The following is a 19,704-nucleotide window of genomic DNA, read 5'->3' on the forward strand; positions in this document are numbered from 1 at the left end:
GACGTGATCGAGGCCGGTGTCGGCGTCGTCCCTGGCAGACGCCCACACCGGCCTCGGTCGGTCACACCGGCACGGCAGGTCAGTCCTTCGTACGCGTGCCCACCGCGTCCTCCACGCCGTCCGTCGGCGCGGGAGCCGGCACCGCGGCCGCCGCGGCCCCGTCCCCGTCCGTGTTGATGCGCTCGACGATCGCGAGCCGCTCCGGGGTGTCCTCCGGCTTGATGAAGCCGATGAGGATGTACAGGACCAGCGACACCGCCAGCGGGATGGACACCTGGTACTGGAGCGGCACCCCGCCCTCGATCTGCCAGCTGATCGGGTAGTTGACCAGCCAGAAGGCGAGCAGGCCCATCGACCAGCTGGTGAGCGCGGCCGTGGGGCCGGAGCGGCGGAACGGGCGCAGCAGACCCAGCATCATCGGGATCGCCATCGGGCCCATCAGACCGGCGACCCACTTGATCACGACCGTGATGATGTCCTTGAACGTGGGGGAGTTGACCTGCGTCGCCGCCGCCATGGACAGCCCGAGGAAGACGACGGTCGTGATCCGCGCGACCCGCAGCCCCTGCCCCTCGCTCCAGGCCCGCGCCCGGCGCCAGATCACCGGCGCGACGTCCCGGGTGAACACGGCGGCGATGGCGTTGGCGTCGGAGGAGCACATGGCCATGGTGTGCGAGAAGAAGCCGACGATGACCAGGCCCAACAGGCCGTGTGGCAGCAGCTGTTCGGTCATGAGGCCGTACGAGTCCGAGCCGTCCGTCTTCTGCGACTCGACCAGCAGCGGCGACATCCACATCGGGAAGAACAGCACCACCGGCCAGACCAGCCACAGGATCGCCGACAGCCGCGCCGAGCGCTCGGCCTCGTACGGAGTGGCCGTGGCCATGTACCGCTGGGCCTGGTTGAGCATGCCGCCGTTGTACTCGAAGAGCTTGATGAAGAGGAAGGCGAGGAGGAAGACCGTCCCGTACGGGCCGACCAGCGGTTCGCCGTGGCCCTGCAACTCCGGCCGGTCCCAGGCGTCGAGGAAGCCGATGCCCTTGTCGTTCAGCTCCATGATGACCGCGATGAACATCGCGACGCCGGCAAGCAACTGGATGACGAACTGGCCGAGTTCGGTCAGCGCGTCCGCCCACAGGCCGCCGATGGTGCAGTAGACGGCCGTGATGGTGCCGGTGATGAGGATGCCCTGGTTCAGGGACACACCCGTGAACACCGACAACAGGGTCGCGATGGCGGCCCACTTCGCGCCCACGTCCACGATCTTCAGCAGCATGCCGGACCAGGCCAGCGCCTGCTGGGTTTTGAGGTCGTAGCGGTTCTTCAGGTACTCCAGCGGGGACGCCACATGGAGCCGTGACCGCAGCCGGTTGATGCGCGGCGCGAACAGCTTCGAGCCGATGGCGATGCCGAGCGCGATGGGGAAGGACCAGGTGACGAAGGACGTGACGCCGTAGGTGTAGGCGATGCCCGCGTACCCGGTGAACATCACCGCGCTGTATCCGGACATGTGATGCGAGATCCCGGACAGCCACCAGGGCATCTTGCCGCCCGCGGTGAAGAAGTCGCTGACGTTGTCCACCCGCTTGTGCGACCAGACGCCGATCGCCACCATCACGCCGAAGTAGCCGATGAGCACGGCCCAGTCGAGACCGTTCATGTGCGCCCTCCCAGGGTTGAGCCCGGCGCTCATCCTGGGTGCTGTCGCGTGAACACGACAAGTGAGCGTAAGGTCAAGGGGAGGTAAAAGTGTTCGGCATGAGGGTCTGAGTTCACCTATATGAACTCACCGCATCAGCTCCCCGGCGTTGACCAGCAACGACTGCCCCGTCACGGAGCGTGCCCTGTCCGACGTCAGGAACACCGCCGCGTCGGCCACGTCCCCGTCCGTGGCGAGATCGGGCAGCGCCATCCGCTCGGTCAGCCGTTTCAGTACGTCGGCCTCGGGCGCGCCCTCCGTCTGCGCCGTGAACTGGACGTACGCCCGCACCGGCGGCCCCCACATCCAGCCCGGCAGCACGGTGTTCACCCGGATCCGGTACGGACCCAACTCCCGCGCCAGTGAGTACATCGCGCTCGTCAGCGCCCCCTTCGACGCCGCGTACGCCGCCTGCCGCACCTGCGAAGGGGCGGCGACCGAGGACTGCGTCCCGATGAAGACGACCGAGCCCCCGCGCTCCTTGAGGGCCGGCAGACAGGCCCGTGTCATCCGCAGGGACCCCAGCAGGTTCACGTCGATCACAGACTGCCAGGTGGCGAAGTCCGCGTCCTCAAGACCGCCGAAGTAGCCGTCCCAGGCGGCCACATGGACGACCGCGTCGATCCGCCCGAACCGCTCCCGCGCGAGCGCCGCCAGCGCCTCGCACTGCGTCTCGTCGGTGATGTCGGTCGCCCGGTACGCCGTGTGCGCCCCGTCCGGATCGATCTCGGCCGCGCTCTTGGCGAGGTTGGCCTCGGTACGCGCCCCGAGGACCGCGTTCCCGCCGTCGCGCACCACCGTGGCGGCGACCTGGTGACCGAGCCCGGCGCCCACTCCCGACACGACGACGGTCTTGCCCGCGAGCAGTGACATTCCGCTGCCTCCCGACCCTGGACGCAATATCTGACGGACCGTCAGAGTATGGGTGACCGCAACCGCAGGAAAGGGGAACCGCTTGACTTCCTCCCCCTCGTGAACGAGGGGGATTCCTACGGCTCGCGCCGTGGGGTTTTCTGCTTCACCGCCGACTGCCCGCCCGGAGTTCTCCGTTGAGGTCTTACACCGGCTCCACAGACAGATACCGCCAGCCCGGCGGCCAGAAGGTTCTTCGCCGCGTTCACGTCCCGGTCATGGGCCGTGCCGCAGTTGTCACACGTCCACGTGCGGACGTTCAGCGGCATCGCCGGCTGGAGTGTGCCGCAGTGGGAGCACAGCTTGGAGGAGGGGAAGAACCGGTCCACCGCGACCACTTCCCGCCCGTACCAGCCGGCCTTGTACTCCAGCATGCTCCGGAACTGAGACCACGCGGCATCACTGATGGCGCGGGCCAGGCTCCGGTTCCTGACCACGTTGCGCACGGTCAGGTCCTCGATCACGAGCGTTTGGTTCTCACGCACGAGTCGAGTGGTCAGCTTGTGAAGCACGTCCCGCCTGCGGTCGGCGATCCGGGCGTGGATCTTCGCAACCTTCGCCCGGGCCTTGCGGCGGTTGGCACCTTCCCCTTTGGCCTTGCGGGACAACTCCCGCTGGGTCCTGGCCAGGCGCTCACGGTCGCGGCGCTCGTGCCGGGGGTTGGCGATCTTCTCCCCGGTCGACAGAGTGAGCAGGTGGTCCAGGCCCACGTCGATACCGACCGCCGTACCGGTGGCCGCGAGCGGCTTGACGGACGGGTCCTCGCACAGCAGCGACACGAACCAGCGTCCCGCGCCGTCCCGGCTCACGGTCACTGTGCTCGGCGATGCCCCCTCGGGCAGGGGGCGGGACCAGACGATGTCCAGCGGCTCGGCCATCTTCGCCAGCGTCAGAGAGCCGTCACGGAACCGGAACGCCGAGGAGGTGTACTCAGCGCTCGCACGGGACTTCTTCTTCACCTTGAAGCGCGGGTACCTGGCCCTTTTGGCGAAGAAGTTCGCGAAGGCAGTCTGCAGGTGCCGCAGCGCCTGCTGCAGCGGAACGGAGGAGACCTCGTTCAGGTAGGCCAGCTCCTCGGTCTTCTTCCACGCGGTCAGCATGGCCGAGGTCTGGTTGTAGTTGACCCGCTCCTGCCGCGCCCACGCCTCGGTGCGGGCGGCGAGCGCCATGTTGTAGACCTTGCGCACGCATCCGAACGTGCGCGACAGCTCTGCTGCCTGCGCATCGGTCGGATAGAAGCGGTACTTGAACGCCCGCTTCATGTGAGTGGCCATGACTCACAAGCCAGCACATTAACTTGTGAAGATACGCGGACAGTTGATGGTGGACGCCGATCCGCCCGGAGGGCGAATCGGCTTTCCCTGCCCTGCTCCGCAGGAGTCCGTTTCCTCCCCCGCCCGAAGGCGGGGGTATCCACGGAGGAATTCCGATGAGCGAGGACACCCGCAGCGAAGGCACCCGCAGTGAGACGTACGCCGAACTGGCCGCCGTCGGCCCGTACGGAGTCCGCCCCGGCCACGCCCTGATCACCATGGTCGAACCGCACCCGGGCCATGAGTACGCCTACAACCGCTGGTACGAGGACGACCACTACTACGCCGGCGCGATGGCCATGCCCTGGATGTACTCGGGCCGCCGCTGGGTGGCGACGAGGGATCTCCAACTCCTGCGCTACCCCGAGAAGTCGGCGGTAGCCCAGCCGGTCACGGCGGGCTGCTACCTCTCGACCTACTGGATCACCGCCGGCCGCTATGACGACCACATGCGCTGGACGGTCGCCATCAACAAGCGCCTCAACCGCGACGCCCGCGTCTACCAGGACCGCACCCACGTCTTCACGGCCTTCCAGGACCACGAGACGACGGTGTACCGCGACGGCGCGGCGGGCCCCCGCGACTTCCACGCGCTGGACCACCCCTACGCGGGCCTGGTGGTCGAGGTCATCGACGCCGACTCCCCGGAGCAGCGCGAGGAGTTGCTGGAGTGGCTGCGCGCCCGTCATCTCCCGCGGCGCCTGGCGGGCTCCCCGGCCGCGATGGTGACGATCTTCCGGCCCACACCTCTCCCCCTGGACCGTATGTCGTACGTGAAGCAGGTCGAGGGCACGGACACCCGCCTGACGCTGCTGTGGTTCCTGGAGGTCGACCCGAGGGAGTGCTGGGCGGGGCACTTCACCGACCTGGAGACGGCCGTCGGTGAGTCGGGGCTGGGACGGGTGGAGTTGGTGGCGCCGTTCGTCCCGACGGTGCCGGGGACGGACCGGTACATCGCCGAGTTGCGCTGAGCGCGCGCGGGCGGGCATGGCAGAGCCCCCTCGGCAAGGACGGCGGGCTGGTCGAGAGGGCTCTACCTGTGGTGCTTGTGCAGTTGTCGTTCGTGAAGTCGGTTGAGGATGAGGGTCAGACGGATCCGCCCCTTACACCTTCACCGACGCCACGAAGGTGTTCCACGCGCTTGCGGGGAACGCCAGGATCGGGCCCGCGGGAACCTTGGAGTCCCGCACCGCCATAGCCGCCGTGACCGGTGACTTGACCTCGACGCACGCGCCGTTTCCTGTGGAGTACGAGGACTTGGTCCACGTGTCCGTGGAACCCTGACGAATTGCCATGTTTGCTCCGAATTGCAGATGTTGAGTTGCTGTCATCGCTCCTACGAGTCCGGACCGGGACCCGCGGGGCGATTCACGCCAACGTGGTTGCTCGGTGGCGTGATCGACGCTACTCGCCAACATCGGCTGACGAAGCGACTATTCACTCGGCTGGGTGGCATATTCCAGTGGAGTCTTCCGTCCTGGCCGGGGGACGTGTACCGTGCGGCAATTCTCCGGCCGAGGCGGGGTATTCAGCGTGCGTACTCCTTCGCGATGTCCGCGATGAACTGGCGTGACTGCTCCACGTTCAGGGCCTGCGCCCGCAGGTGCTCGTACATCACGCTGTACTTCTGGACGTCGTTCGCCTTCTCCAGGTACAGATCGCTGGTGACGCCCTCGATGTAGACGACGCTGGAGTCGGCCGCGTCCGGGAACTCCAGGATCGCGTACTGGCCGTTGAGGCCCGGGTGGGCGCCCATCTCGAAGGGGATCACCTGCACGGTGACGTGCGGCAGCTGGGACTGCTCGACGAGTTGCTCCAACTGGTCGCGCATGAGTGAGCGGTTGCCGACGACCCGGCGCAGGGCGGCCTCGTCCAGGACGGTCCACAGGCGCAGCGGGTTCTCCTCGGTGGAGATTCGTTCCTGTCGCCGCATCCGCACCTGGACCCGCTTCTCGACCTCGGCGGAAGCCGTCTCCGGCAACGCCCCGGCGATCAGGGCCTCGGCGTACTGCTTGGTCTGCAGGAGCCCCGGGACGACCTGAGGGTCGTACACCCGAAGACTCGCGGCATCCGTCTCCAGCCCGATATAGACGCTGTACGGAATATCGCCGAAGGAATGCCACCACCCCTGCTGCCGCGAGTCCTTGGCCATCTGCATCAGCGAATCCACGATCCGGTGGTCCTCCACCTCGTAGACCCCGCACAGATCGCGGACGTCGCGCTGGCTGATACTGCGCCGTCCGTTCTCCAGCCGGCTGATCTTCGACTGCGACACCAGCAGCCGCTCGGCCACCTCTTCGGCCGTCATGCCCTTGAGCTCACGGAGCCGGCGCAACTCCTGGCCCAGCCGGCGTCGCCTGACGGTGGGATTGACATTGGACGCCACGGGACGTGCACCTCCGGCTGCGTGCCTGCGATTACCACTTTGTGTATCTGCTGTTGAGCAGACTGCCACCAAGGTGCTTACTACCGCTGGGAAACGGTGGATATGCGCTGGATACCCGCCAGTTCGCGAACGCCCCCGGCACATGCGGCCGCGCGGGGCGGCGGGACCGGCGACAACGTCCATGCACCGTCCGGATGCATGGACGTACGGTCCCGCCACCCCGCGCGGACCAGCGGCTCCCGAACCGGTCTTTGAGGACTGCGGTGCGGCGCTAGGCGTGCGAGATGAAGCGTGTAGTGCCTGTGGTGCAGGTCGAGCAAAGGGCAAACGGCTGCGGTGGTGCGGTCGTGGAACTGCGGCTCAGTGGGCCACGACACGCGCCATGGATCCGCGGCGCGGCTGCACCGGAACGCCACGGGCGGGTTCCGGTGCGGCCCTGCCTCCGGGGGCGGCCTGACGGCCGGCCGGGGCCGGGCTGCGGCGCGGCTGTGCGGCCACGCCGTTCTGGACGTCCATCACGGCGTGCGCCACGAGACCGCCCATGGGGTCGTGCCTGATCAGATCCCGCAGCCGAGAACGAGAGGACCGCCCCTCATTCCCCGGATACAGGTGCTTGCCGAGGCCGACCGCGTGTGCCAGTGCGGCGAGCGCCGCGGTCCGCGGGTCCGGCGGTACGCCGGTGCGGATCGCCGAATCCAGCCGGGCCCTGATCTCCCGGCTGATCTCGTTGTCGGTCGCCTGATAGCGAGTCGTCGGCAACACCCCGCACATCTGACCGGCCACGGCATGCACCATGCCGCACCGCTCCAGATGCGAGAGGTAGGTCTGGCGCAGCCCCAGCCGGGGTCCGCCAATCCAGTTCACTGCCCGTACGGGAGCGCCGCGCCTTCGCAGCAACTCCAACGCACAGTCCAATGTCGGATCTCCAGTCGGCCGTGGGGCTACCACGGCGATACGATCCCCGTCTGGGGCTATCCGTCCGGCCAGCGCCAGCTCCACTAGCTGTGCTCCGGCCAGACCGAGGTCGAGCGACTGCGGCTGTGCGGTGGTGCCCGTGGCCGGGTCCAGCGCCAGCAGCAGAAGCTCCTCCGGAATTGTTCTGCGGCTCCTGCCCATCCATGCCTCCCCGCGTGGATGACAGACAGGGTGACCCCTCTCACATTGGTCTGTCGAGGGTGCGTGACCGGTTCGTAAGGGAACCGGTAGGTATGTCGTTCTCGTCTACCGGTGGAGCAGAGGGCCGCGCACAGGACACTGGTACATGGTTCGGACAACGGCACGGGGGCCGTACGGGCGCCGTGTCCGGGCGACGGCTCAGGGTTCCACAGGCGCACGCGGCGCGTGCGCGGCACATGGAGGAGGCATCGGTGGCGGGCGAGTCCCCCGACAGGTCGAAGCAGCGCGAGTCGTCGGCAGAACCGACGTCGAGGAGCACGGGCCCGGTTCCCGAACCCACCCCCGCCCCCACCGAGAGGCCCGACCCTCGGCTCGCCATGACCCGCGAAACCCCCGCACCCCGAAAGCCGGCAACGCCCGCGCCCCAGGGCGGAGTGGACACGGCGACGCGGATGCTGACGCGCCGCGAGCTGGAGGTCGTGCGGGCGAGGTTGGCGGAGGCCGAGGGGGGCGGGACGGAGGCCGACCGCGCCGATGTCGACCGCGCCGATGCGGTGGCCGGGGGTGCCGGGGCTGAGGCTGGGGATGCCGAGGGTGCCGGGTCTGAGGCCGGGGGTGCCGAGAGTGCCGGGTCTGAGGCCGAGAGTGCCGAGGGTGCCGGGGCGGGGTCCCGGGGTGCCGCGGGTGAGGACGCGGTGGCCGGGGGCGCTCGGGATGCGGGTGCGGAGACTGGGGCCGACGGCGCCGACGGCGCCGACAGCGGCGATGCGGTGGCCGGGGATGCTGAGGGCGAGGCTGCGGTGGCTGCAGGTTCTGCGGGTGACGCGGCCGGGGGCTCCGAGGGCGTGAGCGCGGTGGCTGGGAGTGCCGGGGGTGCGGAGGCTGGCGCCGACAGCGCCGACGCCGTGGCCGGGGACGGTGACGGCTCGGATGCTGTGGCCGGGGACTCCGAGGACGCGAGCGCGTCTGGGAGTGCGGATGCCGGGGACGACAGCGTCGACGCGGCTGAGGGCTCGCAGGGTGCCGAGGGGCAGGGCGACGAGCCCGCCGCGTCGGGTGACGATCGGCTGAGGGCCGCTGTGGCGGCTTGGGTGGCCTCCACGGACGGGAAGGGCGACAAGGCGGCGCCGGGCGCGGACGAGGGTGCCGAGGCGGCCGACGAGGCCGAGGACGCTGCGGTGGCTTCCGGCGCCGATGCGCGGGACGACGCGGTTGCCGGGACGGCGTCGAGGGCCGACAGCTCGGACGAGGACGAAGCCGAGGCCGACGCGGAAACATCCGGCAAGGCCGCCGACGCCGAGCCTGCCGAGGACGGCTCGGGTGAGCCCGCCGAGGCTTCCGGCCTTTCCGACGAGACCTCCGAGGCTTCCGGCGATGCCGACGAGCGCGCTGCGGCTTCCGGCTCTGCCAACAAGACTTCCCCGGCTTCCGGCGACGCCGACGAGGCCCCCGCAGCCACCGACGTTGCGGACGCGGCCCCCGAGCCTGCCGCCGGCGAGGTCGCTGAAGCCGGCGAAGCCGCCAAGGGCGCCGACCCGGCCGAAGGCACCGCCGCTGACGGCACCCCCGGGGGCGAAGCCCCCGCCGACGCCGAACCCGGCAGCGACCCCGACGACGCACCCGCAGCCGCCGACGGCGAGGACCCCCCGCAGGGGCCACCCGCACCCGACGACGAAAGCGGCACGGGTGGTGCGGGTGGGAACACCAAGGCCGAAGGCGGAGCCGAGGCCGTCGATCAGGCGACCGCCGTCTTCAGGGCCGTACGCCCCACCCCCACCAAACCCCCCGTCGACCAACCCACCACCACCCTCAAGGCCCCCAAGCCCGAAACCCCCTCCGAGCGCACCAGCAAGTTCGTCGCACTCAAGCCGGACATCCGGAATGACACCCCCAAGGGGCCCCCGGCACCGCCCCAGGCACCCAAGCCCCCCACCCCGGACGCCACCGCCGTCATCCCCCAGGTCGGCCCCGAGCGCACCGCCCAGCAGCCGCTGCCCCCGAGGCCCCCGCTCGACCTGCTCGCCGAGCTGACGAACACACCCCCGCCCCCGGACACCCCCGTCCGCACGGCCATCCGACGGGTCAAGATCTGGACCCCCCTGGTCCTGCTCCTCGCGATCATCTTTGCGATCGCACAGGCCGTCCGCCCCCTGCCCACCCCCACCCTCGCCCTCACCGCCGAGGAGTCGTACACCTTCGACGGCAGCAAGGCCTCCCTCCCGTGGCCCGGCGAGGGCCAGGGCTGGATGGACGTCAACGGCATCGGCACGATGGGGGACTTCGGCAAGCAGACCCCCGTCGCCATCGGCTCCGTCGCCAAGGCCATGACCGCGTACGTCGTCCTCAAGGACCACACGCTGAAGTCGGGCGAGGACGGCGAGAAGATCGAGGTCGACGCCCTGGCGGAGAAGGAGGGCGGCTACGACCAGGACGGCGAGTCCACCCTCAACACCGTCAAGGAGGGCGACACCATCACCCTGCATGACGCGATCGCCGCCATCATGATCCCGTCCGCGAACAACATCGCCCGCCTGCTGGCCCGTTGGGACGCCGGTACCGAGAAGGCGTTCATCGCGAAGATGAACGCCACCGCCAAGGACCTCGGCATGACCAACACCACGTACACCGATGCCTCGGGGCTGAAGGAGACCACCGTCTCCACCGCCGAGGACCAGGTCAAGCTGGGCAACGAGCTCGTCAAGATGCCGGCGCTGATGGAGATCACGTCCATGGGGCAGTGGATCGATCCGTCCGGGCAGAAGTGGTACAACTACAACTATTTGGTGCCCTACAACGGCGCCATCGGGATCAAGACGGGCACGACCAGCGCGGCCGGTGGCAATCTCCTCTTCGCCGCCCGCAAGGAGGTCGGCGGCGAGACCGTGACGCTCGTCGGCGCCATCCTCGGCCAGCACAAGGCGCCGATCATCCAGACCGTCAACGACGTCAGCAAGGTCGCGATGCTGGCCGCCCAGGACGAGCTGACCTCGGCGAAGATCCTCAAGAAGGGCGACGTCGTCGGATACGTCGACGACGGCCTCGGCGGCAGCACCCCGGTCGTCCTCACCAAGGACGTCACCGCCGTCGGCTGGGCCGGCTTCAAGGTGAAGCTCTCCTTCGACGCCGACGACGTACCGCACACCGCGAAGGCCGGCACCAAGGTGGGCACGCTCACCGTCGGTGACGGAACGGACGGCGCGGTCCAGGTCCCGGTGGCCCTCCAGACGGACCTCGCCGAACCGGGCTTCACGGACAAGCTGACCCGTATCGGCTGACCCGCCCGGCAGTCGAAACGCGGCCGGCGAGCATCCGGCAAGCGCCCAGCACGCACCCGGCCCTTACCCGCCGACGGGCCCCGTCGGCGGGCTGCGTGCTAGCGTCACGAATCGGGCAGGTCTTCGCTCACAAGGCACGGCCGCGAAACCCTTGGAGACAGGGCCGTCAACACACGGGAAACGGGACGCGGCCAGAACAGAAGACAGGACAGTACGGGGAGTGCCTCAAAGGTGGCCACTGCGGAGCCGACACGCGCAGACGACGCCGATCCGGGACGGGGAGCCGGTCCGCGAATACGCGTGCCCGCACCGCGTCAGGGAGAACGCCCGAACCCTCCGGAGGGCGGACCGCCGTCGCGTCTGACCGCCGCCGTCCGCACCCTGCGTGAGCGGTTGCTGAGGCATCCGGTCCTGTCGATCACGGCCCTCGCCGGACTCCTCCACGTCATCTGGTTCTTCACATTCGCAAGCAGCGGCGGCGACCTCGCGGCCCAGGACGCCTGGGCCGAGTTCGTCGGCCGGCACCCGGACTCGGCGTACAACCTGGCCTGGTACGGCGGGATGCACCCGGTGTCGTACAGCGTCGTCTCGCCGTATCTGATGTCGGTCCTCGGTGTCCGTACGACGATGATGATCGCCGGCACCCTCACCGCGGGCCTGCTGACGCTGGTCCTGATCCGCAGCCGTTCCGTACGCAACCCGCTGTGGGCCGCGCTCGCCGGGGTGTTCGGCCTGGTCGCCAACGCGATCTCCGGGCGGGTGACCTTCGGACTGGGCACGATGTTCGCGCTGGGCGCGGTCGCCGTCGTGTTCTGCTGGCCGTACCGCTGGCGCTACAAGCGGTGGGCGAAGGCCCTGTGCGCGGCCCCGCTGGCTGCGCTCGCCACCATGTCGTCGCCGGTGGCGGGGCTGTTCGTGGGCTTCGTCGCGGTCGCGCTGTTCCTGCAGAAGCGGCGGCCGGGCGCGTGGGCGCTGGGCCTGGCGCCGACCGCCGTCGTGGCCGTGTCCGCGTGGCTGTTCCCGTTCTCCGGCACCCAGCCGATGGTGATCGGTTCGGTGCTCCTGCCGCTGCTGCTCTCGGTCGTGACCTTCGTGATCGCCCCCAAGGAGTGGCGGACGGTCCGGCTGGTGTCGGCGGTCTACGGCCTCGCGGTCATCCTCGTGTGGGTGGTCAGCTCGCAGATCGGCTCGAACATCACGCGGCTCGCGATGCTGTTCGGCGGGGTGGCGCTGGTGGCGGTGCTGCCGTTCACGGTGCCGCGCTCGCGCCAGTGGTACGCGGGCGTGCTGGCGCTGGTCACCTTCGGCGGGTGGATCGGCTACAAGACGGTCGACGACATCATCCACGCCGCCCCTGAGGCCGCCTGGGCACGCGAGCTGGCGCCTCTGGTCAACGAGCTCAAGGAGGTCGGTGCCGAGAAGGGCCGGGTGGAGGTCGTGCCCGCCCGCTCGCACCGAGAGGCCGCCGCCCTCGCGCCGTACGTCAACCTGGCACGCGGCTGGAACCGCCAGGCCGACATGAAGCGCAACCCGCTCTTCTACGACGACACCCTCAACTCCGCGAACTACCACGAGTGGCTCAAGCGCTGGGCCGTGCACTACGTGGTCCTGCCGAAGGACGAACCGGACCCCACGGGGGCCATGCGTGAGCGGCAGTTGGTGCAGCGCGGCATGCCGTATCTGAAGCAGGTGTGGGGCGACGCCAACTGGCAGCTGTTCAAGATGATCGACCCGGCGCCGCTCGCCGAGCCGAACGCGGTCGTCGAGCGGGCCGAGCAGGGCGAGATGACGATGCGGGTGAGCAAGCCGGGCCGGATCCTCATCCGCATCCCCTACTCGCCCTGGCTGAGCGTCGTCGACGCCGAGGGCAAGAAGCTCGACCCGCCGCAGGAGACCGAGGCGTCCAAGAACAGCCCCGACGGCGAGACGAAGACGTACGACAACGTCAACGGCTGCCTGATGGAGACGGAGGAGGACGCCTTCGGAGACCAGTGGACGATGCTGCTGGCCCCGAAGGCCGGCACCTACCGGCTGGCGGCGCCGTACGCCGTGGTGCGGGGGACGCCCTGCCCGGAGGAGCTGCGCCCGGAGTGAGGTCCGGCGCAGCCCGTCCGGGTCCCGGTCATCGCCCCGGTCATAGCCCCGGTCAGCGCACCGGGAACGCCACGTCGCAGACCGGGTCCTCGGCGCCCGCCGCGTCCCAGTCCGCGAAGTAGACCTCGCGGCACGGGCCCGCCTGCCACAGCCCCTGGTTCGGGATCCACTCCTCCACCGCCTCGAAGGCGGCCAGGATCTGCGGATGGGCCACCTGCGCCTTGGTGATCCGGGTGTACGCCAGCCGCTGGGCCGGCTCGACGCGCACCTTCGTCTCCCAGGTACGGCCCTGCCGCTCGACCCATGCCCGGGCCGCCGCCTCGTCGGCCACCGGCACACATGACTCGGCCGGTCCGTCGCTCTCCATCGACACGTCGGAGTGGTACACGACGAACGGCGGCGCCGTGATGCCGCCGCAGGCCTTCGCCGCCTCCTCCAGGCGGCCCAGCGACGCGCCGATCCACGCGGGCAGCTCACCCGCCAGCACATGCCGCATCTCGGTGATCAGCACCTGCTCGGGCACCTCAACCGTCTCGACCACGAACTTTCCGTACATCTCGGAGCTCCTCCCCGACAGTCGTCCACGGAGGTACTCGGCGAGCGTCCGCTGCCCCGCCACCCGCGCCTCGACGTCCGCCCAGTACGCGGCGAGCCGATCGGCGGCCGTGGCCCCGTCCGGTGCCTCGACGATCTCGGCGATCCGGGCGAGCGGCATGTCCAGCTGGCGCAGGAGTGCCACGAGGCGGGCGCGTTCGATCTGGTCGGCGCGGTAGTAGCGGTAGCCGCTGAGCTCGTCGACATGGGCCGGGGCCAGCAGCCCGAGGCGGTCGTAGAGCCGCAGCGCCTTGGCCGACAGCCTGGCCCGCGCGGCGAACATACCGATGGTGAGCAGTTCGTCGTGCACGGCCTCATCCTCCGTCACCGGGCGGCTCTTCCGCCCGGTGCGAAGGAGGTTCGACCCTGCCCCTGGGGCAAGGTCAACGCCCTTCAGAGCCCGCGGCTCTCAGGCGAGCGCGCCCTCCACCGCCGACACGAGCTCCGCCGCCTCCGGCTCGGTCTGCGGCGAGAAGCGGGCGACGACCTCGCCATCGCGGCCGATGAGGAACTTCTCGAAGTTCCAGCGGATGTCGCCGCTGTGCCCCTCGCCGTCGGCGAACCCGACCAGGCGCTCGTAGAGCGCGTGCCGGCCCTCGCCGTTCACCTCGACCTTCTCGGTCAGCGGGAAGCTCACGCCGTACGTCGCCGAGCAGAACTCGGCGATCTCCTCGGCGCTGCCGGGCTCCTGCCCGAGGAACTGGTTGCAGGGCACGCCGAGCACGGTGAAGCCGCGCTCCGCGTACTGCTCCTGGAGCTTCTCCAGGCCGGTGTACTGCGGGGTCAGACCGCACTTGGAGGCCACGTTCACGATGAGCACGGCCTTGCCGGAGTACTGGGAGAGGTCCGCGGGGCCGCCCTTGAGGGCGCCGATCTCGACGGACAGGGGGGATGCGTTGGTGTCAGCAGTCATAAGCGGATGCTAACTCCGGTAAGTGTCGGGCCGACGTGAGGCCTCGACCAGTACGGTCCCCGCCGCCGTCCGCTCATACAGCACCGACCGCCCCGCCCGCCGCCGCTCCACCAGCCCCGCGTCCAGCAGGACGCGCAGATGCCGGCCGACCGAGCCGAGGGTCTGGCCGGTCACGGCGACCAGCTGGGTGGTGCTGAGGGGGGAGTCGAGCAGGACGAGCACGGCGGCGCGGGCGGGCCCGAGGAGGGCGCCGAGGCTCGCGGGGACCGCCCGCGCACCGGGGTCGGTGAGCGCGCCCGCGCAGGGGTAGACGAGGGCGTACCGGCCGGGCTCCTCCCAGGACACCCAGCCGCCCTTCGGCGTGACCGGCACGAAGAGGAGCTCGGCGCCGGCGATCTCGCGGGGCGGGTACTCGTGCAGGTTGACCTGGAGCCGGTTGTCGCCGAGCCAGCGGGTGCGCCCCGGCCGCAGCGAGTCCATCACGGCCGCCCAGCCACCCCGGCTCACCTGCGCGGTCCGTGCGACCACATCGGCCTCCAGGACGCGTCGGCGCCGGTCCCAGTCCGGTCGTACGGCCTCGGTCCAGATGTGTTCGAGGAGCGCGGCGGCGCGTTCGGGCAGGTCGTCCCGGTCCAGTACGGCGGGGAGGGGCCCGGCGAGGGAGACGGTGAGGTGGGTGCGGGCCGCGGCGGGGTCGGCCGCGCGTACCCGTGCGACGCCCTCCTCGAAGGTCTCCCCGTCCCTCGGGGTCGGGGTGAGGAAGTCGGCGATCCAGTCCCGTCCGAGCCCGGCCCGCACCAGCCGCGCGGTGACCGGGTCGGCGGCCAGCCGGGCCCGGTAGCCGGGCAGCTGGGCGTCCAGCCAGGCGCGTTCGCCGGGGTGGGCGGCGGCACCGGAGTGCAGCAGCTTCAGCGCGGCGAAGGTCTCGGCGAGGGGCGAGAGCACGAACCGGCTCGCGGCCAGGGTGTCGGCGTTGATCTGCCACCAGCCCATGGGCGCCTCCGCCACCTTTCGCGTCTCCACGAAACAATATCGGGCCGCTGGTCGACCTCCGCAGACTCCGCCCATGCGCAGCTACCAACACCTGTTCCGCACCCCGGAGTTCACCCCGTTCTTCCTCGCCTCCGCCGCCCACACCGCGGCCCAGACGATCGCCGGTCTGGCGCTCGGCACGCTCGTCTACCGGGCGACCGACTCGCCGCTGCTGTCGGCGGTGAGCATGTTCGGGCCGCAGCTGGCGCAGGTGCTCGGGGCCACGTTCCTGCTGTCGGGCGCCGACCGGCTGCCCCCGAGATCGACGCTCACCGGCATCGGCCTCGCCTTCGCGGCCGGTACGGCGGTGCTGGCGCTGCCCGGTCTGCCGATCGGGGCGGTCTTCGCCATCGTCCTCGTGGAGGGCCTGATCGCCTCGCTGGGCGGGGGAGTGCGCTGGGGTCTGCTGACCGAGATCCTCCCCAAGGACGGTTATCTGCTGGGGCGTTCGGTCTTCAACATGCTGTCCGGGCTCATGCAGATCGCCGGGTTCGCGACCGGCGGCGCCCTGCTGACGGTCCTGTCCCCGCACACCTGTCTGCTGATCGCGGCGGCGCTGTACGCCACGGGCGCTCTCGGCGTGCGCCTGGGCCTGACCGCCCGTCCGCCGCGCTCCTCGGGCCGCCCCTCCGTCGCGGCGACCTGGCGCACGAACGCGCTCCTGTGGTCCTCGCGCCCGCGCCGCCTCACCTACCTCGGCCTGTGGATCCCCAACGGCCTCGTCGTCGGCTGCGAGTCCCTCTACGTCTCCTACGCCCCGCACGCCGCCGGTGTGCTGTTCGCCTGCGGTGCGCTGGGCATGTTCGTCGGCGACGTCACCGTCGGCCGCCTCGTGCCGCCGGAGCTGCGGCCCCGGCTGGCCGTACCGTTGCTGTTGCTGCTGGCCACGCCGTATCTCTTCTTCGTCCTGCGTCCCTCGGTCCCGCTCGCGGGAGTCGCCGCGGCCGTGGCCTCGGTCGGCTTCGGGGCGAGCCTCGTGCAGCAGGAGCGGCTGATGGCGGTGACGCCGGACGAACTGAGCGGCCACGCACTGGGGTTGCACTCCGCCGGGATGCTCACGATGCAGGGGGTGAGTGCCGTGCTGGCGGGGACGGTGGCCCAACTGACGTCTCCGGCAATCGGGATGACGGTGATGGCGGCGGCCTCGATCGCGGTGACGCTGACGTTGGCGGGCTTGGATCGCACCTCCCGGCCGGCCAAGAGGGGAGTTATTCCCACCGACTTCTCGGGCCGCCCCTCGTAAGGATGAGGGCACGGGCGCTCGGGGCCACATGCCGCACGGCGACAGCGACGCCAGGGATGGCCAGAACATCACGATGGGTGAGGTGTTTCCTTGCCAACTCACGTATCTACAGCGGTAGTTGACCTACGTTGGTCGCTGATCTGACCACCGTCACCGATCCGCACCGGATCCGCACCGATCCCCAGGAGGCCCCACCGTGCCCCACCCCGACACCTCCAAGCCGCACTCGGCCCGCTTCTGGAACTACTTCGTCGGCGGCAAGGACCACTACGAGGTCGACCGGCAGATCGGCGACGAGATCAAGGAGATCTTCCCCGGGCTCGTCGACGTGGCCGTCACCAGCCGCCAGTTCCTGGGGCGTGCCGTACGCCATCTGGCCGGTGAGGCGGGCATACGGCAGTTCCTGGACGTCGGCACCGGACTGCCGACCGCCGACAACACCCACCAGGTGGCCCAGCGCGTGGCGCCGGACGCGCGGATCGTGTACGTCGACAACGACCCCGTCGTGCTGGCCCACGCGAGCGCTCTGCTCACCAGCACCCCCGAGGGCGTCACGACGTTCCTGGACGGCGACCTGTACGACCCCGAGGCCGTCCTGGAGGCCGCCGCGGGCACGCTCGACCTCGCCCGCCCGGTCGCCCTGATGATCCTCAACACGCTCGGCCACGTCGCCGACCACGACCAGGCCCTCGACCTGGTACGCCGCCTGCTGGCCGGCCTCCCCTCGGGCAGCCATCTGGTGATCAGCGACAGCACGGCCACGAGCGAGGGCATGATCGCCGCGTCGGCTGCGTACAACGCGAGCGGCGCCGTGCCGTACCACGTCCGCAGCATCGGCGAGATCGCCGCCTTCTTCGACGGGCTCGACCTGGTGGACCCGGGTATCGTCCAGGTACCCGATTGGCGCCCCGACGCCCTCGGCCCGGCGGATCCCGCGACGGCCGCGGTCGACGCGTACTGCGGGGTGGGCCGCAAGCCCTGACCCACGTGGCGCGCTCACCGGGCCGGTCCGGCAGGGGCGGCGTTCACTCACCGCCCTTGTTCGACGTACTCCTTGAACTGCTCCAGATCACCCCGGACGAGCCGCTCGATCGCGTTCGCCTGAGCGAACCCCTTGGGCCCGCCGAAGGTCTCCCGGACCGTGGCGGGGTCGTACTCGACTCGCGCCTGGACCCGGGTGTTCCCCTGGTCGACGGCCAGCAGCGAGAAGGAACCCGCCAGCCGGGGATCGCCCGTGGTACGCCACTCCAGCACGCGTTCCCCCGCCCGGTCCGACACCTCGGCCTCGACCTCCCGGGCCCGCTCCCCGGCCTCGACATCCAGTCGAGCCCGGCCGGCCGTCTCCGTACGGGCCCCGCGCACGCCCGCCAGGAAGCGGGGATAGTTCTCGATCCGGTGCAGAGCGTCCCAGGCCCTGTCGATCGGAACGCCGACATCCACGTGTTCTTCGAGGGTGCTCATGGCCCACCTCCACGTCCGGCTCATGAAGCGCGACCTACTGCTTCCAGTGTGCGCCCGGCGCGCCTGCCCTCCCGTCGGCGATCCGGCGAACGCTCAGGGCGCGCCGGGCTCCCCCACGGCTCGTCTGCGCGCGGAGGCAGTCCCCGGCCCACCCGTCATCGCGCCCGAGCCCCGCGCCGCCGCGGTCGAGCGTCCCCCTCCAGCCCGCCCACCCGCGCGAACACCGACCCGCTCCTCGGGCACGCCCACACCGCCGTACCGTCGGCGACCTCGGCCTCCAGCGGATGCGTGTCCGGATGGTCCGGACAGTGCGGCCAGACCGCCGACGCACCCTCCGACCACAGCGCCTCCACCGCCCACTCCTGCACCTGCTCCGCGAGGCTCGCCAGCCGCTGCGCGGGGGTGACGCCCGGCGGCGGGATCGTCAGGCCCTGGCCGCTGCCGTCGGGCGCGTGGAGCATCAGCCCGTACTCCTCGTCCTCGCGCAGCCGCGGTCGTACGGCACACTGCGCCCGCAGGTCGTGCAGGACCGCCTCCAGGGCCTGGGTGAACTCCTCGTCCGCCACAGCGGGTTCTCCGATCGGTCGCGCGGTGGGTTGGATGGGTCTCCACTATGGCCGGGGCGCGGGACGAACGGGCGGGAGGCTCCTTGGCGGCGATACGTGACTCTTACGCCGACTGGAGCGAGGGTGCCGGGTTGCCCGAGGACAACTCTCCCTCGCCGACGAACTCGGCCCCGACGGGATCGTGGTCAACGCCGTCGCCCCCGGCTGGGTCGACACCCCGGGTACGCGCGCGGGCGGCCGTATGGCCCAGGCCGTGCAGGCCGTCCCGCTGGGCCGGGCGGCTCAGCCCGAGGAGATCGCCGACCGGGTCTGGAAGCTGTGCCACGGCAGCTATGTGACCGGCGAGACGCTGGTCGTCAGCGGCGGTCTGACGGTCCGCTTAAGCGTCGGCCACGTGATCGTCGTAGCCCCATGAGAACACCCCACGGAGATCACTCCGAGGGGTGTTGTCTGCCTCGTTCTGCCTGGTCAGGCACCATGCCCCTCAGACTCGAACGCGAGGGTCTCGTCTTCCCCGAAATCCGGGGCCTGGAAGGGGTTCGTGGTCGGAGGCGGCACTGCTTTGACAGGACAGCGGGTCGCCCCTTCCGGAGCGGAGAACAGCGAGGTCGGATCGATGAGAGGTCTCCATTCATGCCGATCCCCGAGGGGGCCGGCCGTGGCTGAGTACGGCGCGGTCCTACAGCTTGGTCATCTTGGCGTACGGACTCAAGATCCGTTCTTGCGTCGAGCCGAAATCCACGAGTACCGCGATTCCGTTCTCGATGCCGATGACCCGGCCGAGGCCGTACATGTCGTGTGTGACCTGGTCGCCCACGGCGAAGTGCTTGGGAGCCGGCGTGACCGGGGCCTTGAAGGGGCTGGTGGGCAGATGGCGCTTAGGTGCAGCAGGCTTTGTCATTGCACCCAGTATGCGCCTATGGGCAACCCCCTCCCTACGGCTGTTCACATCGGATGTCCGGCGCGGGGCCGGATGGGGGTGATCGGGAGGGCTTGGTCGTAGGGATCTGAGGGCTTGGTCGTTGAGAGATCGAGGGCTTGGTCGTAGAGATCCGGGGAGGAGATCCACCTCCGGGGCGATGCGGTCCGAGCCCCCGGCC

18 protein-coding genes are annotated in these 19,704 nt (G+C 70.2%); 6 read left to right on the forward strand and 12 right to left on the reverse strand.

Annotated elements, in window-relative coordinates; all coding sequences use genetic code 11:
- Positions 1 to 79: 79 nt before the first annotated feature.
- From ACIA8X_RS27925 to ACIA8X_RS27935, 3 genes are all read right to left on the reverse strand, one after another.
- Positions 80 to 1,660: a sodium:solute symporter family protein gene (locus ACIA8X_RS27925; RefSeq protein ID WP_399459373.1), complete on the reverse strand. Its 1,581-nt coding sequence runs from the start codon at positions 1,658 to 1,660 to the stop codon at positions 80 to 82.
- 126 nt (positions 1,661 to 1,786) lie between these two features.
- Positions 1,787 to 2,572 (reverse strand): SDR family oxidoreductase, encoded by a 786-nt coding sequence (locus ACIA8X_RS27930; protein WP_393454832.1) that lies wholly within the window; start codon positions 2,570 to 2,572, stop codon positions 1,787 to 1,789.
- 116 nt (positions 2,573 to 2,688) lie between these two features.
- Complete coding sequence (locus ACIA8X_RS27935) at positions 2,689 to 3,885, reverse strand: RNA-guided endonuclease InsQ/TnpB family protein (protein ID WP_399459374.1); 1,197 nt, start codon at positions 3,883 to 3,885, stop codon at positions 2,689 to 2,691.
- A gap of 155 nt (positions 3,886 to 4,040) precedes the next feature.
- On the opposite strand from ACIA8X_RS27935, the gene ACIA8X_RS27940 reads away from it, so the two are divergent.
- On the forward strand, positions 4,041 to 4,895 hold the full coding sequence (locus ACIA8X_RS27940; protein ID WP_399459375.1) for a hypothetical protein: 855 nt from the start codon (positions 4,041 to 4,043) through the stop codon (positions 4,893 to 4,895).
- A 132-nt stretch (positions 4,896 to 5,027) separates the two neighbouring features.
- Here the strand turns inward: ACIA8X_RS27940 and ACIA8X_RS27945 are convergent, their stop codons facing one another.
- The 3 genes from ACIA8X_RS27945 to ACIA8X_RS27955 all read right to left on the reverse strand — a co-directional run bounded on the left by ACIA8X_RS27945 (position 5,028) and on the right by ACIA8X_RS27955 (position 7,426).
- Positions 5,028 to 5,219 (reverse strand): DUF397 domain-containing protein, encoded by a 192-nt coding sequence (locus ACIA8X_RS27945; RefSeq protein WP_393454841.1) that lies wholly within the window; start codon positions 5,217 to 5,219, stop codon positions 5,028 to 5,030.
- Positions 5,220 to 5,452: 233 nt separating this feature from the next.
- Positions 5,453 to 6,310, reverse strand: a complete 858-nt coding sequence (locus ACIA8X_RS27950) for a helix-turn-helix domain-containing protein (protein ID WP_399459376.1) — start codon at positions 6,308 to 6,310, stop codon at positions 5,453 to 5,455.
- 360 nt (positions 6,311 to 6,670) lie between these two features.
- Positions 6,671 to 7,426 (reverse strand): GPP34 family phosphoprotein, encoded by a 756-nt coding sequence (locus ACIA8X_RS27955; protein WP_393454847.1) that lies wholly within the window; start codon positions 7,424 to 7,426, stop codon positions 6,671 to 6,673.
- 377 nt (positions 7,427 to 7,803) lie between these two features.
- Here ACIA8X_RS27955 and ACIA8X_RS27960 point away from each other — a divergent pair, with 377 nt between their 5' ends.
- Positions 7,804 to 10,701 carry a D-alanyl-D-alanine carboxypeptidase gene (locus tag ACIA8X_RS27960; RefSeq protein WP_399459377.1) on the forward strand — a complete coding sequence of 966 codons (2,898 nt, stop codon included), beginning with the start codon at positions 7,804 to 7,806 and terminating at the stop codon, positions 10,699 to 10,701.
- A 231-nt stretch (positions 10,702 to 10,932) separates the two neighbouring features.
- Positions 10,933 to 12,795: an MFS transporter gene (locus ACIA8X_RS27965; RefSeq protein ID WP_399459378.1), complete on the forward strand. Its 1,863-nt coding sequence runs from the start codon at positions 10,933 to 10,935 to the stop codon at positions 12,793 to 12,795.
- Between the two features lie 52 nt (positions 12,796 to 12,847).
- On the opposite strand, the gene ACIA8X_RS27970 is transcribed toward ACIA8X_RS27965, so the two are convergent.
- The 3 genes from ACIA8X_RS27970 to ACIA8X_RS27980 form a co-directional block, all read right to left on the reverse strand.
- Positions 12,848 to 13,672 (reverse strand): MerR family transcriptional regulator, encoded by an 825-nt coding sequence (locus ACIA8X_RS27970; protein WP_399459401.1) that lies wholly within the window; start codon positions 13,670 to 13,672, stop codon positions 12,848 to 12,850.
- Positions 13,673 to 13,798: 126 nt separating this feature from the next.
- Entirely contained in the window at positions 13,799 to 14,302 is a 504-nt protein-coding gene (locus ACIA8X_RS27975; RefSeq protein ID WP_393454856.1) for a glutathione peroxidase, read from the reverse strand.
- Positions 14,303 to 14,311: 9 nt separating this feature from the next.
- Positions 14,312 to 15,295 (reverse strand): helix-turn-helix domain-containing protein, encoded by a 984-nt coding sequence (locus tag ACIA8X_RS27980; RefSeq protein ID WP_393455545.1) that lies wholly within the window; start codon positions 15,293 to 15,295, stop codon positions 14,312 to 14,314.
- Positions 15,296 to 15,368: 73 nt separating this feature from the next.
- On the opposite strand from ACIA8X_RS27980, the gene ACIA8X_RS27985 reads away from it, so the two are divergent.
- Both ACIA8X_RS27985 and ACIA8X_RS27990 read left to right on the forward strand, forming a co-directional pair.
- The gene (locus ACIA8X_RS27985) at positions 15,369 to 16,577 is read left to right on the forward strand and encodes an MFS transporter (RefSeq protein WP_393454859.1); all 1,209 of its coding nucleotides are present in this window, start codon (positions 15,369 to 15,371) and stop codon (positions 16,575 to 16,577) included.
- Between the two features lie 196 nt (positions 16,578 to 16,773).
- On the forward strand, positions 16,774 to 17,559 hold the full coding sequence (locus ACIA8X_RS27990) for an SAM-dependent methyltransferase (protein ID WP_393454862.1): 786 nt from the start codon (positions 16,774 to 16,776) through the stop codon (positions 17,557 to 17,559).
- Positions 17,560 to 17,606: 47 nt separating this feature from the next.
- Here the strand turns inward: ACIA8X_RS27990 and ACIA8X_RS27995 are convergent, their stop codons facing one another.
- Both ACIA8X_RS27995 and ACIA8X_RS28000 read right to left on the reverse strand, forming a co-directional pair.
- A complete protein-coding gene (locus tag ACIA8X_RS27995) occupies positions 17,607 to 18,038 on the reverse strand; it encodes an SRPBCC family protein (RefSeq protein WP_393454865.1) in 432 nt (143 codons plus the stop codon).
- A 155-nt stretch (positions 18,039 to 18,193) separates the two neighbouring features.
- Entirely contained in the window at positions 18,194 to 18,604 is a 411-nt protein-coding gene (locus ACIA8X_RS28000; RefSeq protein ID WP_399459379.1) for a hypothetical protein, read from the reverse strand.
- A gap of 112 nt (positions 18,605 to 18,716) precedes the next feature.
- Here ACIA8X_RS28000 and ACIA8X_RS28005 point away from each other — a divergent pair, with 112 nt between their 5' ends.
- Entirely contained in the window at positions 18,717 to 19,019 is a 303-nt protein-coding gene (locus tag ACIA8X_RS28005; protein WP_393455548.1) for an SDR family oxidoreductase, read from the forward strand.
- A 264-nt stretch (positions 19,020 to 19,283) separates the two neighbouring features.
- Here ACIA8X_RS28005 and ACIA8X_RS28010 read toward each other — a convergent pair whose 3' ends face one another.
- Positions 19,284 to 19,505 (reverse strand): hypothetical protein, encoded by a 222-nt coding sequence (locus ACIA8X_RS28010; RefSeq protein ID WP_393454871.1) that lies wholly within the window; start codon positions 19,503 to 19,505, stop codon positions 19,284 to 19,286.
- Between the last annotated feature and the right edge of the window lie 199 nt (positions 19,506 to 19,704).

It is taken from the genome of Streptomyces sp. NPDC051738 (genome assembly GCF_044453205.1).
Taxonomy (GTDB): domain Bacteria; phylum Actinomycetota; class Actinomycetes; order Streptomycetales; family Streptomycetaceae; genus Streptomyces.

Coding starts and splice junctions, on each gene's coding strand:
- ACIA8X_RS27925 (WP_399459373.1), bottom strand. CDS start 1,660: ATGAACGGTCTCGACTGGGCCGTGCTCATCGGCTACTTCGGCGTGATG.
- ACIA8X_RS27930 (WP_393454832.1), bottom strand. CDS start 2,572: ATGTCACTGCTCGCGGGCAAGACCGTCGTCGTGTCGGGAGTGGGCGCC.
- ACIA8X_RS27935 (WP_399459374.1), bottom strand. CDS start 3,885: ATGGCCACTCACATGAAGCGGGCGTTCAAGTACCGCTTCTATCCGACC.
- ACIA8X_RS27940 (WP_399459375.1), top strand. CDS start 4,041: ATGAGCGAGGACACCCGCAGCGAAGGCACCCGCAGTGAGACGTACGCC.
- ACIA8X_RS27945 (WP_393454841.1), bottom strand. CDS start 5,219: ATGGCAATTCGTCAGGGTTCCACGGACACGTGGACCAAGTCCTCGTAC.
- ACIA8X_RS27955 (WP_393454847.1), bottom strand. CDS start 7,426: ATGGGCAGGAGCCGCAGAACAATTCCGGAGGAGCTTCTGCTGCTGGCG.
- ACIA8X_RS27960 (WP_399459377.1), top strand. CDS start 7,804: ATGACCCGCGAAACCCCCGCACCCCGAAAGCCGGCAACGCCCGCGCCC.
- ACIA8X_RS27970 (WP_399459401.1), bottom strand. CDS start 13,672: ATGTTCGCCGCGCGGGCCAGGCTGTCGGCCAAGGCGCTGCGGCTCTAC.
- ACIA8X_RS27975 (WP_393454856.1), bottom strand. CDS start 14,302: ATGACTGCTGACACCAACGCATCCCCCCTGTCCGTCGAGATCGGCGCC.
- ACIA8X_RS27980 (WP_393455545.1), bottom strand. CDS start 15,295: ATGGGCTGGTGGCAGATCAACGCCGACACCCTGGCCGCGAGCCGGTTC.
- ACIA8X_RS27985 (WP_393454859.1), top strand. CDS start 15,369: ATGCGCAGCTACCAACACCTGTTCCGCACCCCGGAGTTCACCCCGTTC.
- ACIA8X_RS27995 (WP_393454865.1), bottom strand. CDS start 18,038: ATGAGCACCCTCGAAGAACACGTGGATGTCGGCGTTCCGATCGACAGG.
- ACIA8X_RS28010 (WP_393454871.1), bottom strand. CDS start 19,505: ATGACAAAGCCTGCTGCACCTAAGCGCCATCTGCCCACCAGCCCCTTC.